We start from the raw sequence: 22,854 nt of genomic DNA, 5'->3' as shown, positions 1-22,854 counted from the left end.
CTACACGCGGACGTCCCCCCACCGGGCCCGGGCGAGCGCCAGGACCCGGGCATTGACGGGCACCTGGGTGAGGAAGCGCTCGCGGGCGGCGGCGTCCGTGATGTCGTGAGCCCAGGTGCGCACGCGCTCGAGGGCCTTGCGCAAGGCGGCCTCTCCCTCCGCGTCATCTCCCTGGGCGAGGCAGGCCTCCACCAGCGACAGGTGGATGAACACCATGTAGATCCCGGTGCCGCACAGCTCCAGGGAGCGCACGCCGGAGCGCGCCAGGCTCCGGGCCTGATCGAGGTGCCCCTGGCGTCTCAGGATTTCCGACAAGACCGCCTGGGCGAAGCCCCGCACGGACGGAAGGGACTCCAACAGCTCACACGCCCGGCGGGCACGCGTCTCGGCCTCGCCCCATTCGCCGTGGACGCCAAGCGTCTGCGCGGCGAAGGAGTCCCGCAGGCCCTGGAACACGGCCATCGACAGCTCGATATCCCGACCCTCGCGTGCCATCTCCAATGCTTCCCGTCGATGCTCCGGCTCGGGGCTGAAGGCCAGGGCCTGCATCAGGTAGTAGCCCGCCTGGGAGGACAGCAGGTACTGCGCCTGACGCCACGCCCCATCCCTCGCTTCACGCAAACACCGCAGCGCGCCAGGCACGTCCCCCAGTTCGAGACACAGCAGCCCCATGACGTTGCGCAACAAGCAGACGTTGCGCTCCGAGCCAATCTCCTCGAAGTCGCGCAGGGCGACTTCCACCTGCCGCAAGGAGCGCCAGGGACTGCTCTCGACGAGGTAGAGGTATTGGCTCTCCATCATCCGGAGGTAGCCACGAACCAGGACCTGCCGCTCCATGCTGGAGACCCCGACCTCCCGGGCCCGGTTGCGCAGGACCGGCATCAGCTGGTGCTCATCCGACCACATGAGCGTGCTGCTCATGCTCACCAGGGCCTCGATGTAGCGCACCACCGCATCGGGCTCGGGGTCCGTGCGCAGCAGCAGCTCGCACAGCCGCTGGGTCTCCTCGGCCTGTCCCCCCAGGATGTTGCCCAGGATGAGTCCCCCACACAGCCAGCACCAGAACCGCCCTCCCCTGGGGAGGGTGTCCAGGATGGGCACTCCAAGCTCCAGGGTGCGAGGCACGTCATCGCTCCAGAACGACACCAGGGCCTCGAGCGCTCGGAGTTTCGAGAGGACCTCGTCACCCACTCCACATGCCAGGGCGGCGTTCACGCAGCGCAGCGTGCCCTGCAAGTCATTGTGCTCGAAGCGCTGTTCCGCGGACCGCGTATAGAGAGGAGCGGCCCGCTCGGGTTGCTGTCCGAGCTGGTAGTGGGTGGCGATCTCCTCGACGTCCGGCTCTCCCATGCGCTCCAGCCACGCGCCCGCCAGCCGGTGGGCCAGGGTGCGGTGCGCTTCGGCCAGCAACCCATAGGCGGCGTCCCGCACCAGCGCATGGCGGAAGCGGTACTCGGGCGCGGTGGGGAATCGGCTATCGGGAACGGGCTCGATGACCTCCTGCTCCACCAACAGCCGCAGATGCGTCCGCACCAACCCATCCCCCGCCGGACGTCCGAGCAGTTCCTCCACGCCCCCTGGCCAGAAGGCCCGCCCGAAGATGCTCGCCACCAACAGCGTCTGACGGGCCCCGGCCTCCATGCGCATCAAACGCGACTGGAGCACCGCCAGGACCGTCTCGGGCGCCGCGTCTCCGCGCCCCTCGGCCACCATGCGGATGAGCTCCTCCAGGAACAGCGCGTTGCCGTCCGACTGCTCCACCGTCTGCCGCACCACGGCGTCGGGCACCCCGGCCCCCAGCACCTCGCGCACCAGCCGCGCGCAGGCCTTGCGGCTCAGGCCGTTGAGCGACAACTCCTGCACCGCCCGCCCCCACAGGGCCGGGAAGAGCTGCTTCACCTCGGGCCGCGCCAGCGCCAGCACCATGAAGGGCCGCTCACTCAAATCCCGCAGCAGCCGGTCCACCAGCGTCACCGTCAGCACGTCGCCCCAGTGCAGGTCCTCCAGCACCAGGAGCACGGGGGTGTGCGCGCACTCGGCGTCGAGGAAGGCCACCAGCGCCCGGCCCATCTGCGCCCCCATCAATTGGGGCTCCTGGCGCGCGGCCCGCAGGCGGGGGTTGTCCTCGTCCGGGAAGGGGATGGCGCACAGCTCGCCCAGGAAGGGGGTCACCTCGCGGGCCTGCGCCTCGGACAGATACCGGGACACGCGCTGGAACAGGCGGGAGCGCTTGGACTCCAGGGGCTCGCCTTCCACCACGCCACCCAGCTCCCGCAGCACCTGTCCCAACAGGCCGTACGAGACCCCCTTGTGCATCGGGTCGCCCCGGCCGAGCAGCACCCGGGGCGGCTCCTCCTTGTGCTCCAGGCGGCGCAGGAACTCGTGCCGCAGCCGGGACTTGCCCACGCCCGGCGCGGCCGTCACCAGCAGCGCCCGCGCGTTGGACTCCTCGCGGCACGTGGCGAAGCAGGACTCGAGCAGGGCCAGTTCCTGCTCCCGGCCCACGCACGGGGTGGGCTTGCCCAACAGCGGCCGCGACGTGTCCACGCCCAGCCGCTCGCTGCGCAACAGGAAGGAGCCCGAGCCGGAAGGCGTCAGCTGGAAACCCGCGCCCAGCAGCCCCGCCGTCACCTCGTCCATGAGCACGGAGGACGAGGGCGCCTGTTCGATCCGCCGCAGCAGCCGGCCCGCCTTGTCCATGGCCTCGCCCACCGGCAGGTGCGCCTCGAGCACCCCGAGCCCCGTCACCAGCGCCACCGACGCCTCCGGCCAGCGCTCCTTGAGGGCGAGGGCACATCGGGCCGCGAGCGCGGCCTGGTCCGTGGCCGTGCCGCGCACGGGCAGCAACGTGGCCACCAGCGATCCATCCGCCAGCCCCTCGACGCGGCCCCCCTGGGGCACGAGCATGGTGCGCAGGGTCTCCCGCATCTCCCGTCCCCAGGAAGGGGAAGCCCCTGCAAGGGAAGACACCAGGAGGACGCTGACGAGCTGTTGCTCACCCTCCGCGAGGCTGGGCAGCCACGGCGCGTCCAGCGAGCCCGACGGCGGACGCTCCGGCCCCAGGTCCAGCAGGGACAAGGCCTCGAGCAGCGCGGTGGCATGGGGAAGCCTGCGCGAGGGCTCCTTGGCCAGCATCCGCTCCACCAACCCCTGCAACGCCTCGGGCAGACCGGGGCGCAGTGCGCGCGGGGGCACGGGCTCGGCGAAGAGAATCTTGGCCAACGCGGCGGCGAAGTGCGGCGCCTCGAAGGGCGGCCGCCCCGTGAGGCATTCATACAGCACGCACCCCAGCGAGAAGATGTCCGCGGCGGGCGGAATCTCCGGGTGGCAGGAGGCCTGCTCCGGCGCCATGTAGCCCGGCGTGCCCACCACGGTGTGACTGCGCGTCACCCCCATGAGCGTGGGCTCGGCGTGCCGCGCCAGACCGAAGTCCAGGATGACCCCGTCCTCGGGACGGCCCGCGCGCAGGAAGAGGTTGGTGGGTTTGAGATCGCGATGGACGATGCCCCGCTCATGCGCATGCGCCAGGGCCTCGGCCACGCGGCGCAGCAGTGACAGGCTCTCGGCCACGCTCAAGGGCTGGCGAGACAGACGCCGCGCCAGTTCCTCTCCCTCCAGCCACTCCATGACCAGGTAGGCCTGCCCCTGCTCGGTGGCGCCATGGGCCACATGCGCGACCAGTCCTGGGTGGCGCAGCGAGGACAGCAACGTGGCCTCCCGGTGGAAGCGGTAGAGCGCGTCCGGAGCGGGAGTGCCATGCAGCAGCTTGAGCGCCACGCGCTGGCCCGTCTCCTGATCCCGGGCCCGGTAGACGTGCCCCATGCCCCCGCGTCCCGCCAGGGCCTCGATGACGAAGCGCTCGTCGACGAGCGTCCCCGGGGACAGCACTCCCGAGGAGGGAGCGGAGGGAACCGTCTCCGCGTCCTCCGGCGTCTTGGTGTCATTCATGATGTGCGCCACGCCTCGGGACTACCGTGCGGCGGCCCGCCGTCCCGCGCGAATCCAATCCGAGCCCAGGTAGGCATAAACGCCCGCGCCCACGACCAGGGCGAAGGACACCTTGAAGGCCACCGACAGCTTGGGCGGATGGATTTGGGAGATGGTGCCCTCGATGAAGCCCGCGAGCACGAAGAGCGCGAGCGTTCCGAAGAGCAGCCGCACCGCCCCCACCGCCTCCTGACGCAGCGCCATGCCCCGAGGCAGGCCCTTGGGCGCCACCTGTCCCCGGGCGATGACGAAGCCCGCCGCGCCCGCGATGCAGATGGCGGTGATCTCCGGAATGCCGTGCGGGAGGATCCACGCCCAGAACCAGCCCGCCATGCCCTTGGCCGTGTACACCTGCGCGAGCGCGCCCAGCATCAGCCCGTTGCTGAAGAGCATGATCGCGGTGCCCACGCCCGCGGTGATGCCCAGCGCGAAGGCGAGGAAGGCCACCTGGATGTTGTGGGTGAAGAGGAAGGTGGTGAACTGCGCCTGCTGCTCCACGCTGGCGCCCTCGCCCGCGGCCTCGTCGGCGGCGCGGCGGAGGGGATCCAACGACAGGTGCTCGGTGGGCACCAGGTAGGGCGCCGCGTCGGGGTCCGCCCACATGCCCAGGTAGCCGAAGCCCAGCCCCGCGAGGAACAGGAGCAGCGACGCCGCGTACATGCGCCACTCCTGGCGCAGGAGCGCGGGAAAGCCCCGGGCGACGAAGCCCCACATGTCCGCGAGCCTCGGCCGCTCTCCCGGATAGGTGAGCGCGTAGGCCCGGCCCACCAGATCATTCAGGTACTCGCTCACGTCCGCCGAGCCACTGCGCGCGCGCACCCACAGGAGATCGCTGGAGACGGCGCGGTAGAGCCGGCCCAGGGAGCGCGCCTCCTCCAGCTCCAGGGCGCGCAGACCCCGGCCCTCGGCCTTGTCGAGCAGCGTCTCCAGCGTCTGCCAGCGCGGCCTCCGCGCCTCGATGAACTCGGGCATCTCCATGCGAGGCCACTCTATCCCAGACCCGAGGCGCTACTGCGGCCGCGACGCGAGCAGACCCGACCAGCCAAGCGTCAACTGTCCACTCCAGGTGCCCCACACCGTGGCCCCCTGAGGACCGAGCCCCCGGCGCACGGACGCGCCCAGCTCGAAGCCTCCCCGCTTCCAGCGGGCCCCCACGCCGGCCGCGTAGGAATGAGGGCCCTTCTCCCGAGGCGTGGCGCCAATCTGGGCGCCCAGCTCCGCGCCGAGCGCCAGGGTCGGCCGGGGCAGGAACCAGCCCTGGTAGGAGCTGTCCCAGGTGGCGCGGGCCTCGCCGGGGCGCAGGGCATAGCCCTGGCTGGTGGACAAGGCCCACCGGTCCCAACGTCCACCCAGGAGCAACGCCGGACGCAGCCACAGGCCCCGGGAGGCCTCGTCGGACTCGGCGCCCGCCCACATGCCCTCGAAGGAGAGGAGCGCGCGGAAGGTGGGCGACTCCGACAGCCACACCCGTCCCGAGACGGAAGCGGACAGCGCCGAGGCCGTCCCGGGGCTCGTGCGCAGCGCCGTGCCCAACGCCACGCGCTCCGCGACGCGGCCCTCCACGAAGAGCGTGGCGCGGCTCCCCGCCACGTCCACGCCCCGCCCCGGTCCAGGCTGGGCGCGCAGCTCGACGAGCAGGGCCTGCGGCAGGAAGCTCGTGGGCAGGGGCGCCGCGTCCAGGCGGCCTCCGGAAGGCGCGCCCAACACGGACACCCGCGCCGCTTCCGGAGTCACCCCCGGGGCAGGCGGAGGCACCGGCGCCGGAGCACGGGCACTGAGCCGCTGAAGGGACGTGTTGCCCCAGAGCGCTTCCAGCGAGGCCACGCGCTCCCCGTCCCGCACGACGGGCACCGCGCGCGCCAGCCAGGAGCCATCCGTCTGCTTCGTCAGGGGCTCCACCTGGGTGCCCTCGACCCCGCGCAACGTCACCGCGTGGGGAGGAACCTCCAGGGGCGCGCCATGCGCGTCGAGCACGCGGACCCGCGCCAGGAAGGACTCAGCCCCGGGCTCGAGCGTCACGTCCACGCGAGGCGGCGACACGGTGAGCGACAGGGTCTCCGCGCGTGCGCCGGGCATGCCGCGAGGCCGCAGCTCCAGGGTATGCGTGCCCACCGCCTCCACGCGCACCGGCAGCGAGGTGACGACTCCGTCCAGCCGCGCCTCCAGCGCCTCGGCGCCGTCCACCGTGAACTCCAACGGGTACGTGCCCTGGAGCCCCTGGGGACCGAGCGAGCCCCGATCGGTCTTCACCCGCAGCACCTCGACCTGGCGCACCTCCGAGACCCGGCCCAGCAAGCCCGCCGCGTCCACGGCGCGCACCCGGGCGAAGTACTGGCCGGGGAGCAGCGCGCGCGCCACGGACTCGAGCACCGCCGGACCCGCCGGAACGGACGCCTCGTGCACCCGATCATTGAAACGCTCGTCCCGGGCCAGCTCCACGCGGTACGTCTCCGCCCGGACCACGGGCGTCCACGTCAACGCCTCGTCCACGCCCTGCCCGTCCAGCAGCAGCCGCACCGAGCGCACTCCCCCCACCCACTCCGGAGGCTCGGGCAGGAGGCGGGGCTGCTCGGGCACCTTGCCCTTCTCCACCCGCGTCCCGTGATCCCGGGGCACCCGCACCCGCTGACCCTGGGCATTCACCTCGGCCTGTCCATCGAAGACGGACAGGCGCGTCATCTGCTGGGAGTCCACCCCGACGACGAGCTCCTTCGAGCGCGAGGACACGGTGGCCGCCGGCATCTTCACACCCAGGGAGTCGCCGCGCAGCTCCGCCAGCGACAGGCTCAGCTCGCCCTGGAGCAACTCCACCGCGCCGGACTTCTTCACCTGATCCGTCGCCGGGGTGTCCTCGCCGTAGAGGACGACGAGCGCGTTCTCGTTCATCTGCAAGCGCGTCAGGTCCCGGAACGTCATCTCCGCGCCGGCCTGGCGCAGCGTGTTGACGGAGTCCAGCCGCCACAGACCCTGGCCCGTGCTGGCCTGGAACCAGTCCGGCTTGCCCGCGCGCTTGGAGTTGACCTCGGGCTTGATGAAGGTGAGGCGGGCATCCGGATCGCCCCGGACGCGCAGCACCGTGCCCGGCTTCAAGTCGTGCGGCGGAGGCCCCATCTTGTTGAGCGCGTGCAGCGTCGCCGAGCCCTTCGCGGGATCGCCGAACACCTTGCGCCCGATGCTGCCGCACGTATCCCCGGGCTGGACGACATACACGTCGTCATCGGCCGCGTGCTGCTGGGCCCGGGAAATGGCTGGCGGACACAGCACCAGGGCGAACACCAGGGCGAGACCGCTAACGTTTGGATTTCCGCGCACGCGATACCTTCCGGGTCAGATCCATCGGGTCGGGCGGAAGGGGGACGAAGTCGAACAGCCCCCCCTCCAGCGCCCCCGTCACCAGGTCCCAGTCCTCCGCGGGACCACATAGAAGGAGGGGCGGAACGCCCGGACGCGAGACCCACTGCCTCGCCTGGGCGAGCGCATCGCGTCCCTCCGCGACGACGAGCACCACTCCCAGCTCCGTCCAGGACTCCTCGGCGCCCACCCGCCGCGCCTGGAAGCCGCACGCGGCGAGCGCCACCACCAGGGGCTCGGCGAGGTCCGCCCGCGAGGCGAGGACCCCCACGGACACATCGCCCGGCGCGGGCCTGGGCGCGGCCATCAGCGGCGCGGTCACACGCTCCTGCTTCTTGCCCTCGCCCCTCCGTCTGGGCACCTGCTCCGCTCCGGGTTCGGCGAGCACGGCGAGCAGTTCCTCGCGCATGGCCGCCGCGTCCGCCGGGCGCGCGGTGGGCAGCTTCTCCAGCGCCTTCATCACCACGGCCGACAGACGCTCGGACACGAGGAGATCCGGCCGGGCCTCGCGCGGAGGAGTCACGGGCCTGTACAGGTGCGAGGTGGCCATCTCCACGGTGGGCATGGCGGCAAAGGGCACCAGGCCGGTGAGCATTTCGTAGAGCACGCACCCGAGCGAGTAGAGATCGCTCCGGCCATCCAGGGGAAAGCCGCGCAGTTGCTCCGGCGACATGAAGCCCGGCGTGCCCACCGTCATGCCCTCCTGGGTCAATCGCGCCTGGGCGGGCATCCCGAGCGTGGCGAGCCCGAAGTCGAGCACCTTCACGCGCTCGCCCCCCGGGTGCGCCTCCAGGAACAGGTTGGAGGGCTTGAGGTCGCGGTGGAAGATGCCGAGCGCGTGCGCGGCCTCCAACACCTCCAGGGTCCGCATGGCGATGCCCACGGCGCGGCGCGGGGCCAGCGCGCCTTCCCGCTGGAGCACGGCCTCGAGCGTCTCCCCCGTCACCCGCTCCATGGCGAGGAAGAGGAAGCCCGCGTCGAGCCCATAGTCATACACCTCCACCGAGCCCTCGTGGCGAAGCCGGGCCAGCACCCGCGCCTCGCGATGGAAGCGCTCGACGAAACCCGGCGCCTGGGCGACATGCGGGTGCATCACCTTGAGGGCCACGAGGCGGCCCAGGCCCTGCTGCTCCGCCTCGTAGACGGCGCCCATGCCGCCCTCGCCCAGCGCGCGCAGGACGCGAAAGCGCCCTCCGATGAGCTGACCCGTCTGGAGCTTCACACCGGCACCTCGTAGGTCCGGGTGACGGCGGTGCGGCCCGACAACTGGCGCTCGCCCGCGGGCACCAGGTCGCTCGCGTTGTCGCCCAGCCGCGCGTGCGTCGCCTCGCTCACGAGGATCTGCCCGGGCTGGGCCATGGACTCGAGCCGCGCGGCCACGTTCACCGTGTCTCCGATGACGGTGTACTCCATGCGCTTGTCACTGCCGACATTGCCCGCCACCGCGGGGCCGGTGTGCACGCCGATGGCGAGCTGGATCTCGATGCCCCAGCGCTCGCGCCAGCGGCGGTTGCCCACGTCGAGCCAGCGGCGCAGATCCTCGGCGGCCTGCACGGCGCGCAGCGCGTCGTCCTCGTGCGCGTTGGGCGTGCCCCAGACGGCCATGATGCAGTCCCCGATGAACTTGTCGATGATGCCCCCGCGCCGCTGGATGATCTCCGTGGCGAAGGTGAACAGCTCGTTGAGCAGCGCGACGATGACTTCCGGGGGCTGGGACTCGGACAGGCGGGTGAAGCCCACCACGTCGGCGAAGAAGAGGGTGACCTCGCGGCGCTCGCCCCCGAGCCGCAGCTTGCCGGGATTGGACACCACCAGCTCCACCACCTCCGGGGACAGGTAGCGGCTGAGGGCGGCGCGCGCCTCGGTCTGGGCGATGACCTCGCGCTCCTTCGTCTCCAACGTCCGGGCCATGCCGTCGAAGGCGCGCCCCAGGGTGCCCAGCTCATCCGAGCGCCGGGTGACGCGCTCGCCCACGCCCTGGAAGGTCCGCTCGGACAGGGCCCGCGTCGCCGCCACGAGGGCGCGCAGGGGCCAGGTGAGCTGCCGCGCGCCGAGCAGTCCCGCCAGCAGGGCCACCAGCGCGGCCACGCCGAGCGCGGCGAGGATGGACTGGCGCATCTCCGACAGCGAGGCGTACGCCACGGCCCGGGGCTGCTGGACCGCCACGGCCCACCCCAGCTCGGACAGGGCCTCCAGCGAGCCCATCATCTCCTGGCCCTCCAGGTGGAAGTCGGAGACGGCGGCCATGTCCGTATTGAAGGACGAGTCGCCGCTGAGCGCCTGGAAGAGGCCATGCCGGGAGAAGTCCTCGCGCGCGGCCACCCGGGAGGGGTCGGCGTGCAGCACGAGCCGCCGCTGGCGGTCCACGACGAACACGTTCTCACGCGCGCCGAGGAAGCGCTCGCCGAGCGTCCCCATGAGCGCGCACAACGGTCCGAGCTTCACCTGGGTGCCGAGGATGGCGCGCGGTCCGCCGTCGCGAAGGAGAGGGAAGAAGACCTCGAGCACGGGACCGCCCTCGGCCCCGGCGCGCACGTCCTGGACCACCAGGTGGCCCTTGGAGGCCTCGAGCGCCGCGAGCACCCGCGCGTCCAACCGGGAGGGCACCTGGGGAGGGGGCACCTCATCGGCCTTCACCGTCTTCACGCTCTGCCCGTTGGGCGCGTAGAGCGTGACGAAGTCGATGGTGCCCAGGGCGGCGACCCGCGAGCCCACGAGCGCATAGCGCGTGGCGTCCTCGCCCAGTCCCGGGGCGAAGAGGAGCTGACCGAGTCCCTCCAATTCCTGCTCGACGCGCGCCAGCTCCCCGCGCACGGAGCGCTGCACGTCTCCCACGAGCGAGCGATGCAGGTGGCGCACGAGCTCCTGGAGCGCGGCCACGTTGGTGTCCATCATCTTCCAGCCCAGCCCCACCAGCGGCGGCAGGGCGCAGACGAGGACGAGGAGGAACAAGCGCGTGAAGAGCGAGACGCCGCGCGGGGTGATGCCACGGCTCACCTGAGGGGGGACGGAGTTCGCATCCATGCGGTGGGCCCCAGGCTTATCACCCCCGGAGAGTACCCGCGACGCCGGTCAGGAGAGCGGACAGACAAGCACCACATGGGGAACGTTCCGCCGTAGACTCGCCGCTCTCTCGCATCACAAAGGAATTTCCATCATGCGCATCGAGAGGCTCATTCCTGGACGTTGGCTCGCGGTGGTCCTGCTTCCCCTGCTGGCGGCCTGTGGCGATTCCTCGGACGGCTCCGGAGGTGGGAACAAGATAGAGGGCATGCTGCCCCTGGGCGAGTACCAGGACGGACTCATCACGTTCTACGACGCGACCGGCGCGGGCAATTGCAGCTACGATCCGAGCCCCGGGAATCTGGACGTGGCCGCGATGAACATCGGCCAGTACCTGAACAGCGCGGTGTGTGGCTCGTGCGTGGAGATCGAGGGGCCCAAGGGGAACCTGCGCGTGCGCATCGTGGACTCCTGCCCGGATTGTCCCGACAAGGGGCACCTGGATCTCAGCCGCTCGGCCTTCGCGAAGATCGCCGACCCCGTCGACGGGCGCGTGCGGGTGCGCTGGCGCCCCGTGGCGTGTGACGTCTCGGGACCCGTGAGCTACCACATCAAGGACGGCAGCTCGCAGTGGTGGACGGCCGTCCAGGTGCGCAACCACCGCCTGCCGGTGACGAAGCTCGAGTACCGCAAGAATGGCGCCTGGGTGGACGTCAAGCGCGAGAGCTACAACTACTTCGTCGAGCCCAAGGGCATGGGCGAGGGTGCCATCCAGATCCGGGTGACGGCGCAGGATGGGCAGACGCTGGAGGACACCCTGCCGGGCGCGACGTCCAACAAGCTCTTCTCGGGCGGGAGCCAGTTCCGCGCGCCCACGGGAGGCAACTAGCCCCGGGCATCCGCCGCGGCGCTGGCCTAGACTGGCGCCGTGACGGACGCGCCCGACCTGCTGCTCGATGGCACCCACGCGGTGCTCACGCCCGAATACGTGGAGTTCCGCTTCACGCTGGCGGGCCTCTACTCGCGTTTCCTCGCCTGGCTGCTGGACGCGGTGCTCGTCCTGACGCTCACCCTGGCGCTCCTCTCGGGCTTGAACCTGGTGATGGTGGCCTTCCCCGGCTTCGCCAGCGCGCTGGGCATCGTCCTCTACTTCCTGATGGACTGGGGCTACGGCATCGCCCTGGAGACGGCCTGGAGCGGGCAGACGGTGGGCAAGAAGGTGATGGGGCTGCGCGTCATCCAGCGCAGCGGGGTGCGCATCGGCTTCTACCATGCCGCGTTGCGCAACCTGGCGCGGCCCGTGGACCGGCTGCCCCTCCTTTATATGGTGGGAGGGCTGTCCGCCCTGCTGTCCGGCTCGCAGCAGCGGCTGGGGGACATGCTCGCGGGCACCCTGGTGGTGCGCGAGCGCCGCCTCAAGGCGCCCTCGGCCATCGGCGTCCCCGCGGGCGAGGGTCTGCTGGCGGATCCCCTCTTCGTCTCCCGGGTGAAGCGGCTGGGCACGGAGGCCCGCGAGCTGGTGCTCTCGGCCGTCCTGCGGCGCGAGGAGCTGCGGATGGAGGCCCGCCTGCGCCTCTTCTCCGCGCTCGGCGCGAAGCTGCAGGAGCTGCTGGCCATGGAGAAGCCGGCCCACCTCTCGGACGAGAAGTGGACGCTGCTGGTCGCCGCGGCCCTGCTCCCCGACGCGGGAGCCCGGGCGGCGGCCAGGCCTCCTCGCGCGGCCTAGAAGTAGACGGCCGCGGTGCCGGAGAAGATGAGCGACGTCTGGACGCGCTCGTTGAGCGACAGGTAGGCGTTGAACTGCGCCCGGGCACCCAGGCTGACGGAGTCGGTGACGAAGATCTCCAGCCCCGCGTTGGGTCCAATCCCCACGAAGTTCGACTCCCCGCTCTCCTTGAAGACGTGCAGGTAGCTCAGGTCCGCGCCGATGTAGGGCCGGATGCTCTCCTCCAGCAGCAGGTAGCGCACGCCCAGGGAAGGCGCGAGGCCCACCACCCGCCGGCCCGTGATGGGATCCTTCGGAAAGGACAGCTTCGTGAGGGACACCACCTCGAAGCCGCCCTCGATGTAGAGGCTCGCGTCGAAGCCGATGAACACGGTGCTGCTGAGGCTCGCCGTGTTGTTGAAGTTCATGTAGCCGGCCGACAACCCGAGGCTGTGGTTGGCGAACTGGGCATGGGCGGGAGTCACGGCGAGCAGGGCGGCCGTGAGGGCGAGGGCAGGCAGGAACGAGCGCATGGCGGCGCACTGTAGCGTCCCCGGGAGGGGCACTGAACCCTGGAAACCCCACGTCGAGGGTCGTTGCCCGGAATGGGGGCGGTCTCCTACACTCCCGCCGACATGCGTCTCCTCCGTTCCGCGCTCGCCCTCCCCCTGCTGCTGGCCACCGGCTGTCTCAAGACCCCGCCGCCCTCGGATCGCGCCCTCGTGAACAACGAGCTGTGCACGCAGGAGATCGCCAAGGGCAACTGCCAGCAGGCCGAGGTCTACTGCGACCTGGGCCTCGAGTTCTCGCCCCACTACGCGGACCTGTGGTCGAACAAGGGCCTCATCGCCATGTGCGTGAGGGACAAGAAGAAGGCCAAGGAGCACTTCATCAAGGCCATCCGCCTCAACCCCGACCAGGCCTCGGCCCATATGAACCTGGGCAAGCTGTACCTGGACGAGGGCTCCTACGGAAAGGCGCACGACAGCTTCGAGCACGCGCTCAAGGTGAACCCGGACTACCTCGAGGCCCGCTACAACCTGGGGCTCACCTTCATCAACCTCAAGCAGCTGGACAAGGCGGAGAAGGTCTTCCTCACCCTGCTCGCGGTGGACCCCAACGTGGCCCAGGCGCACCATGACCTGGGCATCGTCCACTACCAGCAGGAGAACAAGGACGGAGCCGCGGAGGACTTCACCAAGGCCGTGCAGCTCGCGCCCAACCTGAACGCGGACTGGTGGAACGACCTGGGCGCGGTGCTGATGGAGCTCAGCCGCTTCGAGGAGGCGCGCCAGGCCTTCGGCAGCTGTGTGGCCATCGACGCCCAGCACTCCCAGTGTCTCAACAACCTGAGCATCGCCCAGCGCAAGGCGGCCCTGACGGACTCGGCGCTCAAGGAGTTCCGCGACACGCAGAAGGCGGAGAACACCGCGCCCTCCCTCTTCGCCCTGGCGCGCAAGTACAAGGAGCAGGGCCTCTTGTCCGAGGAGGAGCGCGCCTACAAGGACTGCCTCAAGCTGGACGGCAAGTACGCGGCCTGCCACTTCGGCCTGTTCCAGCTGTACTCCGAAGGGCAGAAGCGCCAGTCGGCCGAGATCGCCTGCAAGAACTTCCTCAAATATGGCGCGGTGGACGAGTTCCCCTCCGAGATGGAGACGTGCGAGAAGTTCCTCAGCGCGCAGTCCTACTGACGTCCCGTTTCCCTTCTCCTCGGATCCCCCTCCGCCGCGATGAGCGTCAGGCTTACGGTCAAGCAGAGCAGTGAAGCCGGTGGCAAATCCACCGAGCACGTCCTGGATGACGCCATCATCACCCTCGGCCGGGACAAGGCCTGTCAGGTGGTGCTGGCGCAACAGGCGGTGTCGCGCAATCACGCCCGCATCACCCAGGAGGGCAACCTCTTCTTCCTGGAGGACCTGGGCAGCGCGTATGGCACCCAGGTCAACGGCAAGCCCTTGCCCAAGGGAGAGAAGCGGCTCTTGCGCAATGGCGACATCATCGCCATCGCCCAGTTCGACGTCCGCTTCGACCGGGTGACGGAGCTGCCCCACGACGTGGAGTCCCAGAAGACGTCCTTCGTCGCCCGCAACATGGTGAAGGACGTGATGCGGGGGCTGTCCGGAGGCGAGGAGCGCTACCTGCGCGTGATGAACGGCCCTCGCGAGGGCGAGCGCCTGGAGATCAACGACGCGAGCGAGTTCATCATCGGCCGGGACAACTCCGCGGACATCGTCTTCCAGGACGATCTCATCTCCCGGCAGCACGTGAAGGTGCGGCGGGACTGGTCCGGCACGCACGTGGAGGACCTGGGCAGCCGCAACGGCATCAAGATCAACCACAAGCGCGCGTCGCGGAAGCTGTTGCGCGATGGCGACGAGCTGGAGGTGGGCGGCGTCCGTTTCGTCTACGTCTGCCCGTCCGAGGCGCCCGAGGAGCCCTCCGAGCCGCTGCCCTCGAACATGCTGTCGCCGTCGAGCCGGGGCGATTCGACCAATTCGATTCCAGTCCCCTCGGTGCGCGAGCGCGCCCGGAAGCCCGCGCCCAAGCCCGCGGAGCCCGAGCCGGAGGCGCCGCCGAAGCTGGAGCCGCTCGAGGTGAAGGAGCCGGAGAAGGAAGAGCCCGCGGCCGTCGAGGAACCGGAGCCCGAGCCCGAACCGGAACCCGAGCCTCCCCCACCGCCGCCTCCACCCGTCCGCCGGCAGGCACCGCCCGAGGAAGAGCTGGCCCCCGAGCGGGACTTCCGGCGCTTCATCCCGGTGGTGGTGCTGGGCATCATCGGCGTGGTCGCGCTGGGCGTGTTCATCTCCCTGTTCGTCGCCACCTGAGGCGCCCGCCCGAGCGGGCCCGCCCCGGCGGGGACCCACGCCCGGGCGCGGGTCCCCTCACCCACTACCGGGTGGAGATACGGGCCACCGGCTGGATGTTGAGGTCCGGAGACAGCTCCTGGAAGCTGACGACGGAGAACGGCGGGTTGAACTCGTACTCGAGCAGCTTGCGCACGTAGCGGCGGATGTCCATCGCCGTGAGGATGACGGGGCGCTGGGCGCTCGGCGGCAGGTGGCCACACTCGGACTTGACCGCCTGGACGATCTCCTGGGCGATGTCGGGTTCGAGCGCCAGGTGGGTACCGGCGGAGGTGCGCTTGATGGAGCCGCGGATGGCCTCCTCGATCTGCGGATCCAGCAGGTAGACCACCAGGGTGCCGGTGCCACGCGCGTACTTGTGGGACACGTAGCGCCGCAGGCTCGAGCGCACGTGCTCGGTGAGCATCACGTTGTCGGCCTCGATCTGGCCGTACTCGGCGAGCGACTGGAGGATGCCGCGCAGGTCGCGCACGGAGATCTCCTCCTCCACGAGCCGTCCGAGGATGTCGGTGAGCTTGAGCACGTTGATGACCTTGGGCACCACCTCCTTGACGATGGCGGGGAAGGCCTTCTCCAGCTGATCGAGCATCGACTGCGTCTCCTGGACGCCGACGAACTCACGCGACTGGCGGCGCAGCACGGCCGCCAGGTGCAGGATGATGTAGCCGGGCACGTCCCAGGTGGTGAGGCCCGCGGCCTCCAGCGTCCCCTTGTGCTGCTCGGGCACCCACGCCGCCGGCTGACGGGTGGCGGGGTTGACGGCCTCGAAGCCCTGGATGCTCATCAACTTGAGGCGCTCCACCGTGTCGTTGACGAGCACGTGGCCGATCGTCGCCTGCCCCGTCACCACGGGGACCTCGTTGATTTGAATCTGGTAGGAGCCGGGAGGCAGGTTGCCGTTGCCGCGGGCACGCACGCCGGGGAAGCGCACGCCCAGTTCCACGAAGAGACCATCGCGCATGAACGGGATGAGCTCGAAGAGGAACTTGCCGCCGTCCTGACGCGAGTCCACGAAGGGAACCAGCGCGTCGGACACCTCCAGGACGATGGGCGTCACCACGGGGATGAACAGCTCGGAGTCCGGGTTGATGGGCTCCTTGGGCTGGGGCTCGACGGCCGCCGGCGTCTCGCCCGCCGGCGTCTCGCCCCCGAGCGCCATGCCGCCACCGTCCTCGGCCCCCGCCGCCACGGCGCTCTCCTTCTTGAGCATGGTCCAGGCGCCCCAACCCGCCAGGCCCGCGAGCATGAAGAAGGGAATCTTGGGCAGGCCGGGAATGAGGCCGAGCACCAGGAGCATGCCCGCGGCGATCGCGATGGCCTTGGGGTAGGCGGTCAGCTGGCTGCCCACGTCATGGCCGAGGTGGTTGCCTTCCTCGTCGCCGCCCACGCGCGTCACGATGATACCGGCGCAGGTGGAGATGAGGATGGCGGGGATCATGCCCACCAGACCGTCACCGATGGTGAGCAGCGTGTACTTCTCCGCCGCGCTCGCCACGTCCATGCCCTTCTGCATCACGCCGATGACCAGGCCGCCCACGATGTTGATGACGGTGATGATGATGCTCGCGATGGCGTCGCCCTTGACGAACTTCATGGCGCCGTCCATGGCGCCGAACAACTGGCTCTCACGCTCCAGGTCCCGGCGCTTGCGCTTGCCGTCCTCCTGGTCGATGGAGCCCGCGCGCATGTCCGCGTCGATCGACATCTGCTTGCCGGGCATGGCGTCGAGGGTGAAGCGCGCGGCCACTTCCGCCACACGCTCCGAGCCCTTCGAGATGACGATGAAGTTCACGATGACGAGGATGACGAAGATGACCAGACCCACCACGAAGTTGCCCTGAACCACGAAGTGTCCGAAGGCCTCGACCACCTCGCCCGGATCACCCGTGAGCAGGATGAGGCGCGTCGTGGAGATGGTGAGCGCCAGCCGGTACATCGTGGTGATGAGCAGCAGCGTCGGGAAGACCGACAGCCTCAGCGCCTGCGGGACGTACAGGGAAATGAGCAGCAGCACCACGGAGATGCTGATGTTCAGGGTGAGCAGCACGTCCAGCAGCAGTGTGGGCAGCGGGACGATCATCATCCCGATGATGGCCACCACGACACAGGCGAGGACGATGTCGGAGTATTTGGACAGGAAGCTGTTGCTCTGGGCGGACATGCGGCTCGCAATCCTAGCGAGACCGCGCCTCTTTCCCAAGCCTCCCCCCTGCCGAGCGTGAACCGCCGCCCGACACGTCCCGAAGCAGACGAGCGACTAGCCCTTGTGGGCCTCGCTCCCGGCGTCGCGCTGGGCCTCCTCGGCGCTCTGGAGGGCCGCCTGGGCCAGCACCCTCGCCCGCTCGGTCAGCGGATCCTTGTTCTCGGGGTCCAGATCCACGACGCGCGCGAAGTCGTGGGCCGCCTCCAGGATGTTGCCCAGGCGCAGGTGCACCTCGCCCCGGTTGATCAGCGCGGCCGTGTCCTCGGCATTCAGGTGGAGGGCCTGATTGAAGTAGTCCAATGCCTTGTCGAACCCATCCATGGCCAGCGAGATGGCTCCGAGCGCCGTGTGGTAGTAGCCCTCGGAAGGATCCTTCTCCGCCAGGTCCTCGAAGATGACGCGGGCGTCGTCATACCGCCCCTGCTCGTACATCTGGAAACCCTGCATCGCCCGCTCGAGCAGGTCGGGTTTCGATGCATCGGAGTCGGAGTTCGCCATGGTGGGTTGGATTCCGGAGAAGAAGGCGGTGGCGATGATACTACTCCCCCACGATCGGGCGAAAGCAACCCCTCCGCGGCCGCTTGCCCTTAAGATGCGTCCGCATGGAACTCGCGCACGCCCAGGAAATCTTCGAGCAGCTCTACTCTGGCTTCTCCGGGTACGACATCGCCCGGAATGAAAAGGAACGCACGGGCCTCAAGGACGCGGGGACCACCTACGGAGAAGTGGTGCCCGGTGCCTTCATCGAGGTGCTGCGCGAGGCCGATCCCAAGCCCGGCGAGGTGTTCTTCGATCTCGGCTCGGGCACGGGCAAGGCGACCATCCTCGCGGCGCTCGCCTATCCGTTCAGCCGCGTGGTGGGGATTGAGCTGCTGCCGGGGCTGGGAGACGCGGCCCGCCAGGTGCTCGCCCGCTATGACACGGAGGTGCGCCCGCGCCTGACGCCCGAGCATCAACAGCAGCGCATCGAGTTCATCGACGGAAACTTCCTGGAGCAGGATCTCTCGAGCGCCGACGTGCTGTTCGCCCACGGCACGTGCTACGGCCCGGAAACGATGGCGCAGCTCACCCAGAAGCTCACGGAGATGCACCCGGGCTCGCGGGTCGTCATGGCGGGCCAGACCCTCCAGTCAACGGCCTTCGCCTTCGTGAAGATGAAGGTGATGCGCACGGACTGGGGCACGGCGCTCGCCGCGGTGTACCAGCGCCGGTAGCTCCCACTTCCGAAGGGAGGCGCTTGACGCCCTCCCCCCGGGGGGACCCCTACTTCTTGGAAGCGGAATCCAGCGTCTTCTGCATCAGCGCCAGGGAGACGCTGGCGCGCTTGGTGGTGTCGCGCTCCATCTTCGGATCGTACTTGAGCGCGGTCTGGATGTCCTTGAGCGCCGCGGGCACGTTCTCCTCGCGGAGGAACAGCTCGCTGCGGCCCACCAGGGCATCCACGTTGCCGATGTTGAGCTCGAGCGCCCGCGTGTACTCGGCCTTGGACTCGTCGAACCGGCCCAGGTGGGCGTAGGTCGACGCCAGGTTGCAATGGAAGACGCTGTCGTAGGGGGACGCCGCGACAAGCCCCTCGAAGATCACCAGGGCGTCCTTGAGCTTGCCCGTCTTGAGCATCTCGTGGCCGCGCTTGGCGATGTCGTACAGCTGTTCTCGGGGGATCCCGAGAAACTCCGCCGGGGAGATCTCACCCAGGACGAGTCGTTCACCCGCTTCCGCCGGAATGGCGAGCGTGGAGGAAGAGGGCTTCTGTTGGGATTCACTCACGGGAGCACCTGTGGGGAGTGGAGAAAAAGAAAAAGGCGGAAGGAGCCCGAAGGGCCCTCCCGCCTGGTGAGTCTATCCGAGGAATCAGAACGTCCGGAAGCGCTGCTGGTTCACGCTGCGGTTGAGGTCCTGGATGGACGCGAACTTGTCCATCATGCGGCCGATCGCCTCGAAGTTGGTGCGCAGCTGGTTCTGGCGGTTCTGCACCCAGCAGCCACGGCCCTGGGCCGGACGGTTCGGCTCGAAGGGGTTGTTCTGCTCGAGCTGCTTGGTGAACTTGGTCAGGGACTCGAAGATCTTCGACAGCTGGCCGAAGAGGTTGGTGAGCTTGTCGAAGAAGGACGAGTTGGCCTTGCCCTGGTTCTGCGTGGTGCCGGCCGCCAGCTCCTTGCCGAGCTTGAAGGACTCGCCGCCGTTGTTGCTGCCGACGATCTCCTTGCCCGTGAAGGACCAGTCATCCGTCTCCTTGCCCATGACGAAGACGTCCTTGCCGCCGAAGCTGTTGGCGTGGGCGTAGCCGTCCTGGGTGACGGCGCCCGTCTTGCCCTTGCCCTTGTCGATGTCGGTGATCTGCACGCGGTCGTTGCCCGAGATGATCTCCAGGCCCTTGGTGACCGTCATGCCATTGCCGTAATCGGTGGTGGAGCAGTTGATGCGCGTGCCGTCACCGAGCACGAAGGTGCTGTCGCGCTTGAAGTCCCACTTGCCGCCGTCGCCCTCGTCCACGTGCGGGTCGCCCCACACGCGCGTGCTCTTGCCATCCGGACCGGTGACCTTCCACTCGAACTGGCTCAGCGCCTGGATCTGGTAGCCGCCCGGCGTGGTGATGATGCCGTCCTTGCCCGTCTGCAGGCTGCCGCCCGGGTGCGAGGAGTCGCCCGTCGAGGGCGTGGAGGGAGTGGCGGGGCCACCGCCCACGAGCGCGTCGAAGATGCCCTTGATGGAGCGGGGGGGATACATCTCATCCAGCGACTGGTTGGCGGTGGTGCCCGTGGCGGCGTTGGTCGCCGTGGTGCCCGTGGCGGTGTTGGTCGCCGTGGTGCCCTTGGTCGCCGTGGCGACCTGCGCGGTCAGGTCCTTGAGCAGGTCCTGCGCCTTCTGCAGCTGGTCCGTCATGGACAGCATGGTGTTCTGCGTAGCGGCCAGAGTGCTGGTACCACGATTCGCGCTGTTGATTTCCATGGTCATTTCCTCCAACCCTCGTACGGGTTGTGAACTCAGGGGGGGTGCGAAGCAGCGACCCTACAAACAGATTATCCGTCCCCCCGCTTCGAAGTTTCCTGCGGATTTCAGTGTTTTTTGCTGATTTTTCAGCCGGCCGGGCCTCCCCCCGAGCAGCCGTACTGGGAGAGGAATACGGGGGAGGAGACCCCAGGAAATACAATAGAATCGGCCCCGCGAGGAGCCCCCTTCCGGAGGACCGCGCGAGGCCGATTCGAACCACCTGAGACGAGAGCGACTATCAGCCGCCGATGTTGCGGATGACGCCCATCGCCATCTCGTGCATCTGCTTCATCATCTGGGTGATGAGCTGGTTGAGCTCCTGCTCCTTCTGCATCTTCATCTGCGCCTCGAGGAAGGGCTTCATCTCGGCGGGCGCCTTGGACAGCATGTCCGTCTGCGTCGCGGACAGCTGGCCCATACCGCTCATCGCACCGTTCGCAATTCCAGTAAGAGACGACATGGTGATTCTCCTCAATCCCACGTGTGTGGGGGGGGTTGAACTCGGGTTGGCGACCTGCAGCCTACAAATGGATTATCGGACCGCGCCCTCCGGAGTTTCCTGCTGATTTTCAGGATCATTTCCCGGCGCCCGCCACCGCCTCCGAGCACGCGCGTCGCCGGACCCCGAAACGGAACCGGCCCCGCGAGGAGCCCCCTTCCGGAGGACCGCGCGAGGCCGATTCGAACCACCTGGGACTGGAGCGACTATCAGCCGCCGATGTTGCGGATGACGCCCATCGCCATCTCGTGCATCTGCTTCATCATCTGGGTGATGAGCTGGTTGAGCTCCTGCTCCTTCTGCATCTTCATCTGCGCCTCGAGGAAGGGCTTCATCTCGGCGGGCGCCTTGGACAGCATGTCCGTCTGCGTCGCGGACAGCTGGCCCATACCGCTCATCGCACCGTTCGCAATTCCAGTAAGAGACGACATGGTGATTCTCCTCAATCCCACGTGCGTGGGGGGGGGTTGAACTCGGGTTGGCGACCTGCAGCCTACAAATGGATTATCGGACCGCGCCCTCCGGAGTTTCCTGCTGATTTTCAGGATCATTTCCCGGCGTCCGCCACCGCCTCCGAGCACGCGCGTCGCCGGACCCCGAAATGGAACCGGCCCCGCCGGGAGCCCCCTTTCGGAGGACCAGGCGAGGCCGGTTCGAACCACCAAGTGGAGCAGCTGGGATCAGCCGCCGATGTTGCGGATGACGCCCATCGCCATCTCGTGCATCTGCTTCATCATCTGGGTGATGAGCTGGTTGAGCTCCTGCTCCTTCTGCATCTTCATCTGCGCCTCGAGGAAGGGCTTCATCTCGGCGGGCGCCTTGGACAGCATGTCCGTCTGCGTCGCGGACAGCTGGCCCATACCGCTCATCGCACCGTTCGCAATTCCAGTAAGAGACGACATGGTGATTCTCCTCGAACCCACTTGGGGGTTGAACTGGGGGGGAACAAACAACCTACAACCTGATTATCGGCCCATGCGCTCCGGAGTTTCGTGCTGATTTTCCGGCCTTTTCCCGGGGCCGCCGGGAAAGAGTGGGTGGACTAGCCCTTCACCTTGCCGAAGCCCGGGTTCTTCATCCACGCCTTGAAGGAGTCCAGCTGCTGCTGCTCGGACTTGGGATCGGAGGGGGGCGGAGCGGCGGTCTCGGGGTTGAGCGTCAACCGGCGCTGGGAGCCGCCTCCCTCGAAGCCATCCTTGGCGGCGGCCGCGCGGGGAGCGGGGGCCGGAGCCGCGGGAGCCGGCGCGGCGGGCACGCCCTCGGCGGTCATCGGCTTGTGGAACTCCGGCGGCAGCGGCGGCGCGCCCTCCGGCCACTCCATCTGGCCGGTGAAGCCCACCGCCACCAGACGCTCCTGCATGAACTCCACACACTCCATGATGATCGCGGGCGGCGGACCGGTCACCGGCTCCTTCATGAAGCGCACGAAGGCGTTCTTCACGTCCGTATAGAGGCCCAGGTTGAGCGGCGCGTTGACCCGGGTGTTCGACAGCAGGTCGAACATCTTGCGCAGCACCTGCTGGGCGGCGCCCGTGGCCGTCTTGGATTCCTTCTCCAGTGCCGACAGCAACCGATCCCGCTTGGCCACCAGCTCGGGCGACTCGACGGGGACCGGGTACTCGGACTTCGACTTCTCTTTCGACATGGATGGGCCTCTCTAGGGGGACGGGAACTTTCGGAACGAATCAGGAAACATGTTAGGGAGGATCGGACATCCCGATCAAGCGTGTGACCGGGGAAATCCAGTGTGAAACAAAGAGCAACAACCTCCCCTGGGGCTCAGCGCTGGAGCAGGGCGGAGAGCATGGCCGCGGCTTTCTGCGCCAGGGGCTCCTTCTCCGGGACCAACGACGCGACGCGACGCAGGTCCTCCACGGCCTGGGGCTTGTGCCCGAGCGACAACCGCACCTCGGCCCGTCCCACGTAGGCCTGCGCGTCCCGGGCATCCAACTTGAGGGCGACGTCATAGGCGGCCAGGGCCCCCTGGGAGTTGCCCGAGGCCATCTCCACCACGCCGAGCGCCTTGGCGAAATAGGGGTCCGCCGGATTGATGGCGTAGAGCCCCTGGAAGAGCGTGCGCGCCTCGGAGACGCGGCCTTGGTAGAAGAAGACGTAGGCCGTCCGGGCGATGGCGTAGAGTTCCTCGTCGGTATAGCCGCGCACGTCGCGCAACGTCGCCTTGCCCTCCGCCCAGCGCTGCAGTTGGGCGGCGAGCTTCGCCTCGTCATTCGAGCCCGATGGACCGGCCATG

At 68.9% G+C, this 22,854-nt stretch carries 20 protein-coding genes; 5 read left to right on the top strand and 15 right to left on the bottom strand.

The genetic code is table 11. From position 1 onward, the window contains the following. From MEBOL_RS26855 to MEBOL_RS26835, 5 genes are read right to left on the bottom strand one after another with little or no spacing between them, the layout of a single operon-like run. The gene (locus MEBOL_RS26855) at positions 1 to 3,948 is read right to left on the bottom strand and encodes a serine/threonine-protein kinase (protein WP_095983025.1); all 3,948 of its coding nucleotides are present in this window, start codon (positions 3,946 to 3,948) and stop codon (positions 1 to 3) included. Between the two features lie 21 nt (positions 3,949 to 3,969). Continuing rightward, the gene (locus MEBOL_RS26850; RefSeq protein WP_095980127.1) at positions 3,970 to 4,965 is read right to left on the bottom strand and encodes a stage II sporulation protein M; all 996 of its coding nucleotides are present in this window, start codon (positions 4,963 to 4,965) and stop codon (positions 3,970 to 3,972) included. Positions 4,966 to 4,995: 30 nt separating this feature from the next. Further along, positions 4,996 to 7,299, bottom strand: a complete 2,304-nt coding sequence (locus MEBOL_RS26845; RefSeq protein ID WP_157775510.1) for a FecR domain-containing protein — start codon at positions 7,297 to 7,299, stop codon at positions 4,996 to 4,998. Then, entirely contained in the window at positions 7,277 to 8,560 is a 1,284-nt protein-coding gene (locus MEBOL_RS26840) for a serine/threonine-protein kinase (RefSeq protein WP_095980125.1), read from the bottom strand. Before MEBOL_RS26840 ends, MEBOL_RS26845 begins: the two co-directional genes overlap by 23 nt. After that, complete coding sequence (locus MEBOL_RS26835) at positions 8,557 to 10,362, bottom strand: adenylate/guanylate cyclase domain-containing protein (protein WP_095980124.1); 1,806 nt, start codon at positions 10,360 to 10,362, stop codon at positions 8,557 to 8,559. Before MEBOL_RS26835 ends, MEBOL_RS26840 begins: the two co-directional genes overlap by 4 nt. Positions 10,363 to 10,495: 133 nt before the next feature. On the opposite strand from MEBOL_RS26835, the gene MEBOL_RS26830 reads away from it, so the two are divergent. Together MEBOL_RS26830 and MEBOL_RS26825 are read left to right on the top strand one after the other, a co-directional pair. Beyond that, a complete protein-coding gene (locus MEBOL_RS26830) occupies positions 10,496 to 11,230 on the top strand; it encodes an expansin EXLX1 family cellulose-binding protein (protein ID WP_095980123.1) in 735 nt (244 codons plus the stop codon). Positions 11,231 to 11,269: 39 nt separating this feature from the next. Beyond that, complete coding sequence (locus MEBOL_RS26825) at positions 11,270 to 12,067, top strand: RDD family protein (RefSeq protein ID WP_095980122.1); 798 nt, start codon at positions 11,270 to 11,272, stop codon at positions 12,065 to 12,067. On the opposite strand, the gene MEBOL_RS26820 is transcribed toward MEBOL_RS26825, so the two are convergent. Next, a complete protein-coding gene (locus MEBOL_RS26820) occupies positions 12,064 to 12,579 on the bottom strand; it encodes a hypothetical protein (protein WP_095980121.1) in 516 nt (171 codons plus the stop codon). The two genes, MEBOL_RS26825 and MEBOL_RS26820, sit on opposite strands and share 4 nt — an antisense overlap. A 102-nt stretch (positions 12,580 to 12,681) precedes the next feature. On the opposite strand from MEBOL_RS26820, the gene MEBOL_RS26815 reads away from it, so the two are divergent. Beyond that, positions 12,682 to 13,737 (top strand): tetratricopeptide repeat protein, encoded by a 1,056-nt coding sequence (locus tag MEBOL_RS26815; protein WP_179956302.1) that lies wholly within the window; start codon positions 12,682 to 12,684, stop codon positions 13,735 to 13,737. 39 nt (positions 13,738 to 13,776) lie between these two features. After that, on the top strand, positions 13,777 to 14,871 hold the full coding sequence (locus MEBOL_RS26810) for an FHA domain-containing protein (protein ID WP_095980120.1): 1,095 nt from the start codon (positions 13,777 to 13,779) through the stop codon (positions 14,869 to 14,871). A gap of 64 nt (positions 14,872 to 14,935) precedes the next feature. Here MEBOL_RS26810 and sctV read toward each other — a convergent pair whose 3' ends face one another. Beyond that, the gene (gene sctV, locus MEBOL_RS26805) at positions 14,936 to 17,071 is read right to left on the bottom strand and encodes a type III secretion system export apparatus subunit SctV (RefSeq protein ID WP_095980119.1); all 2,136 of its coding nucleotides are present in this window, start codon (positions 17,069 to 17,071) and stop codon (positions 14,936 to 14,938) included. A 96-nt stretch (positions 17,072 to 17,167) separates the two neighbouring features. After that, positions 17,168 to 17,611 (bottom strand): tetratricopeptide repeat protein, encoded by a 444-nt coding sequence (locus tag MEBOL_RS26800; protein ID WP_095980118.1) that lies wholly within the window; start codon positions 17,609 to 17,611, stop codon positions 17,168 to 17,170. 104 nt (positions 17,612 to 17,715) lie between these two features. Here MEBOL_RS26800 and MEBOL_RS26795 point away from each other — a divergent pair, with 104 nt between their 5' ends. Beyond that, complete coding sequence (locus MEBOL_RS26795; protein ID WP_095980117.1) at positions 17,716 to 18,327, top strand: class I SAM-dependent methyltransferase; 612 nt, start codon at positions 17,716 to 17,718, stop codon at positions 18,325 to 18,327. Between the two features lie 49 nt (positions 18,328 to 18,376). Here the strand turns inward: MEBOL_RS26795 and MEBOL_RS26790 are convergent, their stop codons facing one another. The 7 genes from MEBOL_RS26790 to MEBOL_RS26760 all read right to left on the bottom strand — a co-directional run bounded on the left by MEBOL_RS26790 (position 18,377) and on the right by MEBOL_RS26760 (position 22,853). Further along, a complete protein-coding gene (locus MEBOL_RS26790) occupies positions 18,377 to 18,880 on the bottom strand; it encodes a tetratricopeptide repeat protein (RefSeq protein WP_095980116.1) in 504 nt (167 codons plus the stop codon). 84 nt (positions 18,881 to 18,964) lie between these two features. Further along, on the bottom strand, positions 18,965 to 20,062 hold the full coding sequence (locus MEBOL_RS26785) for a DUF1521 domain-containing protein (protein WP_245918880.1): 1,098 nt from the start codon (positions 20,060 to 20,062) through the stop codon (positions 18,965 to 18,967). A 280-nt stretch (positions 20,063 to 20,342) separates the two neighbouring features. Continuing rightward, positions 20,343 to 20,564, bottom strand: coding sequence for a hypothetical protein (locus tag MEBOL_RS26780; protein WP_179956301.1), 222 nt, complete (start codon positions 20,562 to 20,564; stop codon positions 20,343 to 20,345). A 248-nt stretch (positions 20,565 to 20,812) separates the two neighbouring features. Then, positions 20,813 to 21,034 carry a hypothetical protein gene (locus tag MEBOL_RS26775; protein ID WP_179956301.1) on the bottom strand — a complete coding sequence of 74 codons (222 nt, stop codon included), beginning with the start codon at positions 21,032 to 21,034 and terminating at the stop codon, positions 20,813 to 20,815. Positions 21,035 to 21,283: 249 nt separating this feature from the next. Continuing rightward, a complete protein-coding gene (locus MEBOL_RS26770) occupies positions 21,284 to 21,505 on the bottom strand; it encodes a hypothetical protein (protein WP_179956301.1) in 222 nt (73 codons plus the stop codon). A gap of 140 nt (positions 21,506 to 21,645) precedes the next feature. Further along, positions 21,646 to 22,248 (bottom strand): hypothetical protein, encoded by a 603-nt coding sequence (locus MEBOL_RS26765; protein ID WP_095980114.1) that lies wholly within the window; start codon positions 22,246 to 22,248, stop codon positions 21,646 to 21,648. 134 nt (positions 22,249 to 22,382) lie between these two features. Then, positions 22,383 to 22,853 carry a SycD/LcrH family type III secretion system chaperone gene (locus MEBOL_RS26760; protein ID WP_095980113.1) on the bottom strand — a complete coding sequence of 157 codons (471 nt, stop codon included), beginning with the start codon at positions 22,851 to 22,853 and terminating at the stop codon, positions 22,383 to 22,385. Between the last annotated feature and the right edge of the window lies 1 nt (position 22,854).

The sequence above is a fragment of the Melittangium boletus DSM 14713 genome (assembly GCF_002305855.1).
Lineage (GTDB): Bacteria > Myxococcota > Myxococcia > Myxococcales > Myxococcaceae > Cystobacter > Cystobacter boletus.
Note: the sequence above shows the minus strand (reverse complement) of the source record. Positions and strands in the feature narration are given on the sequence as shown.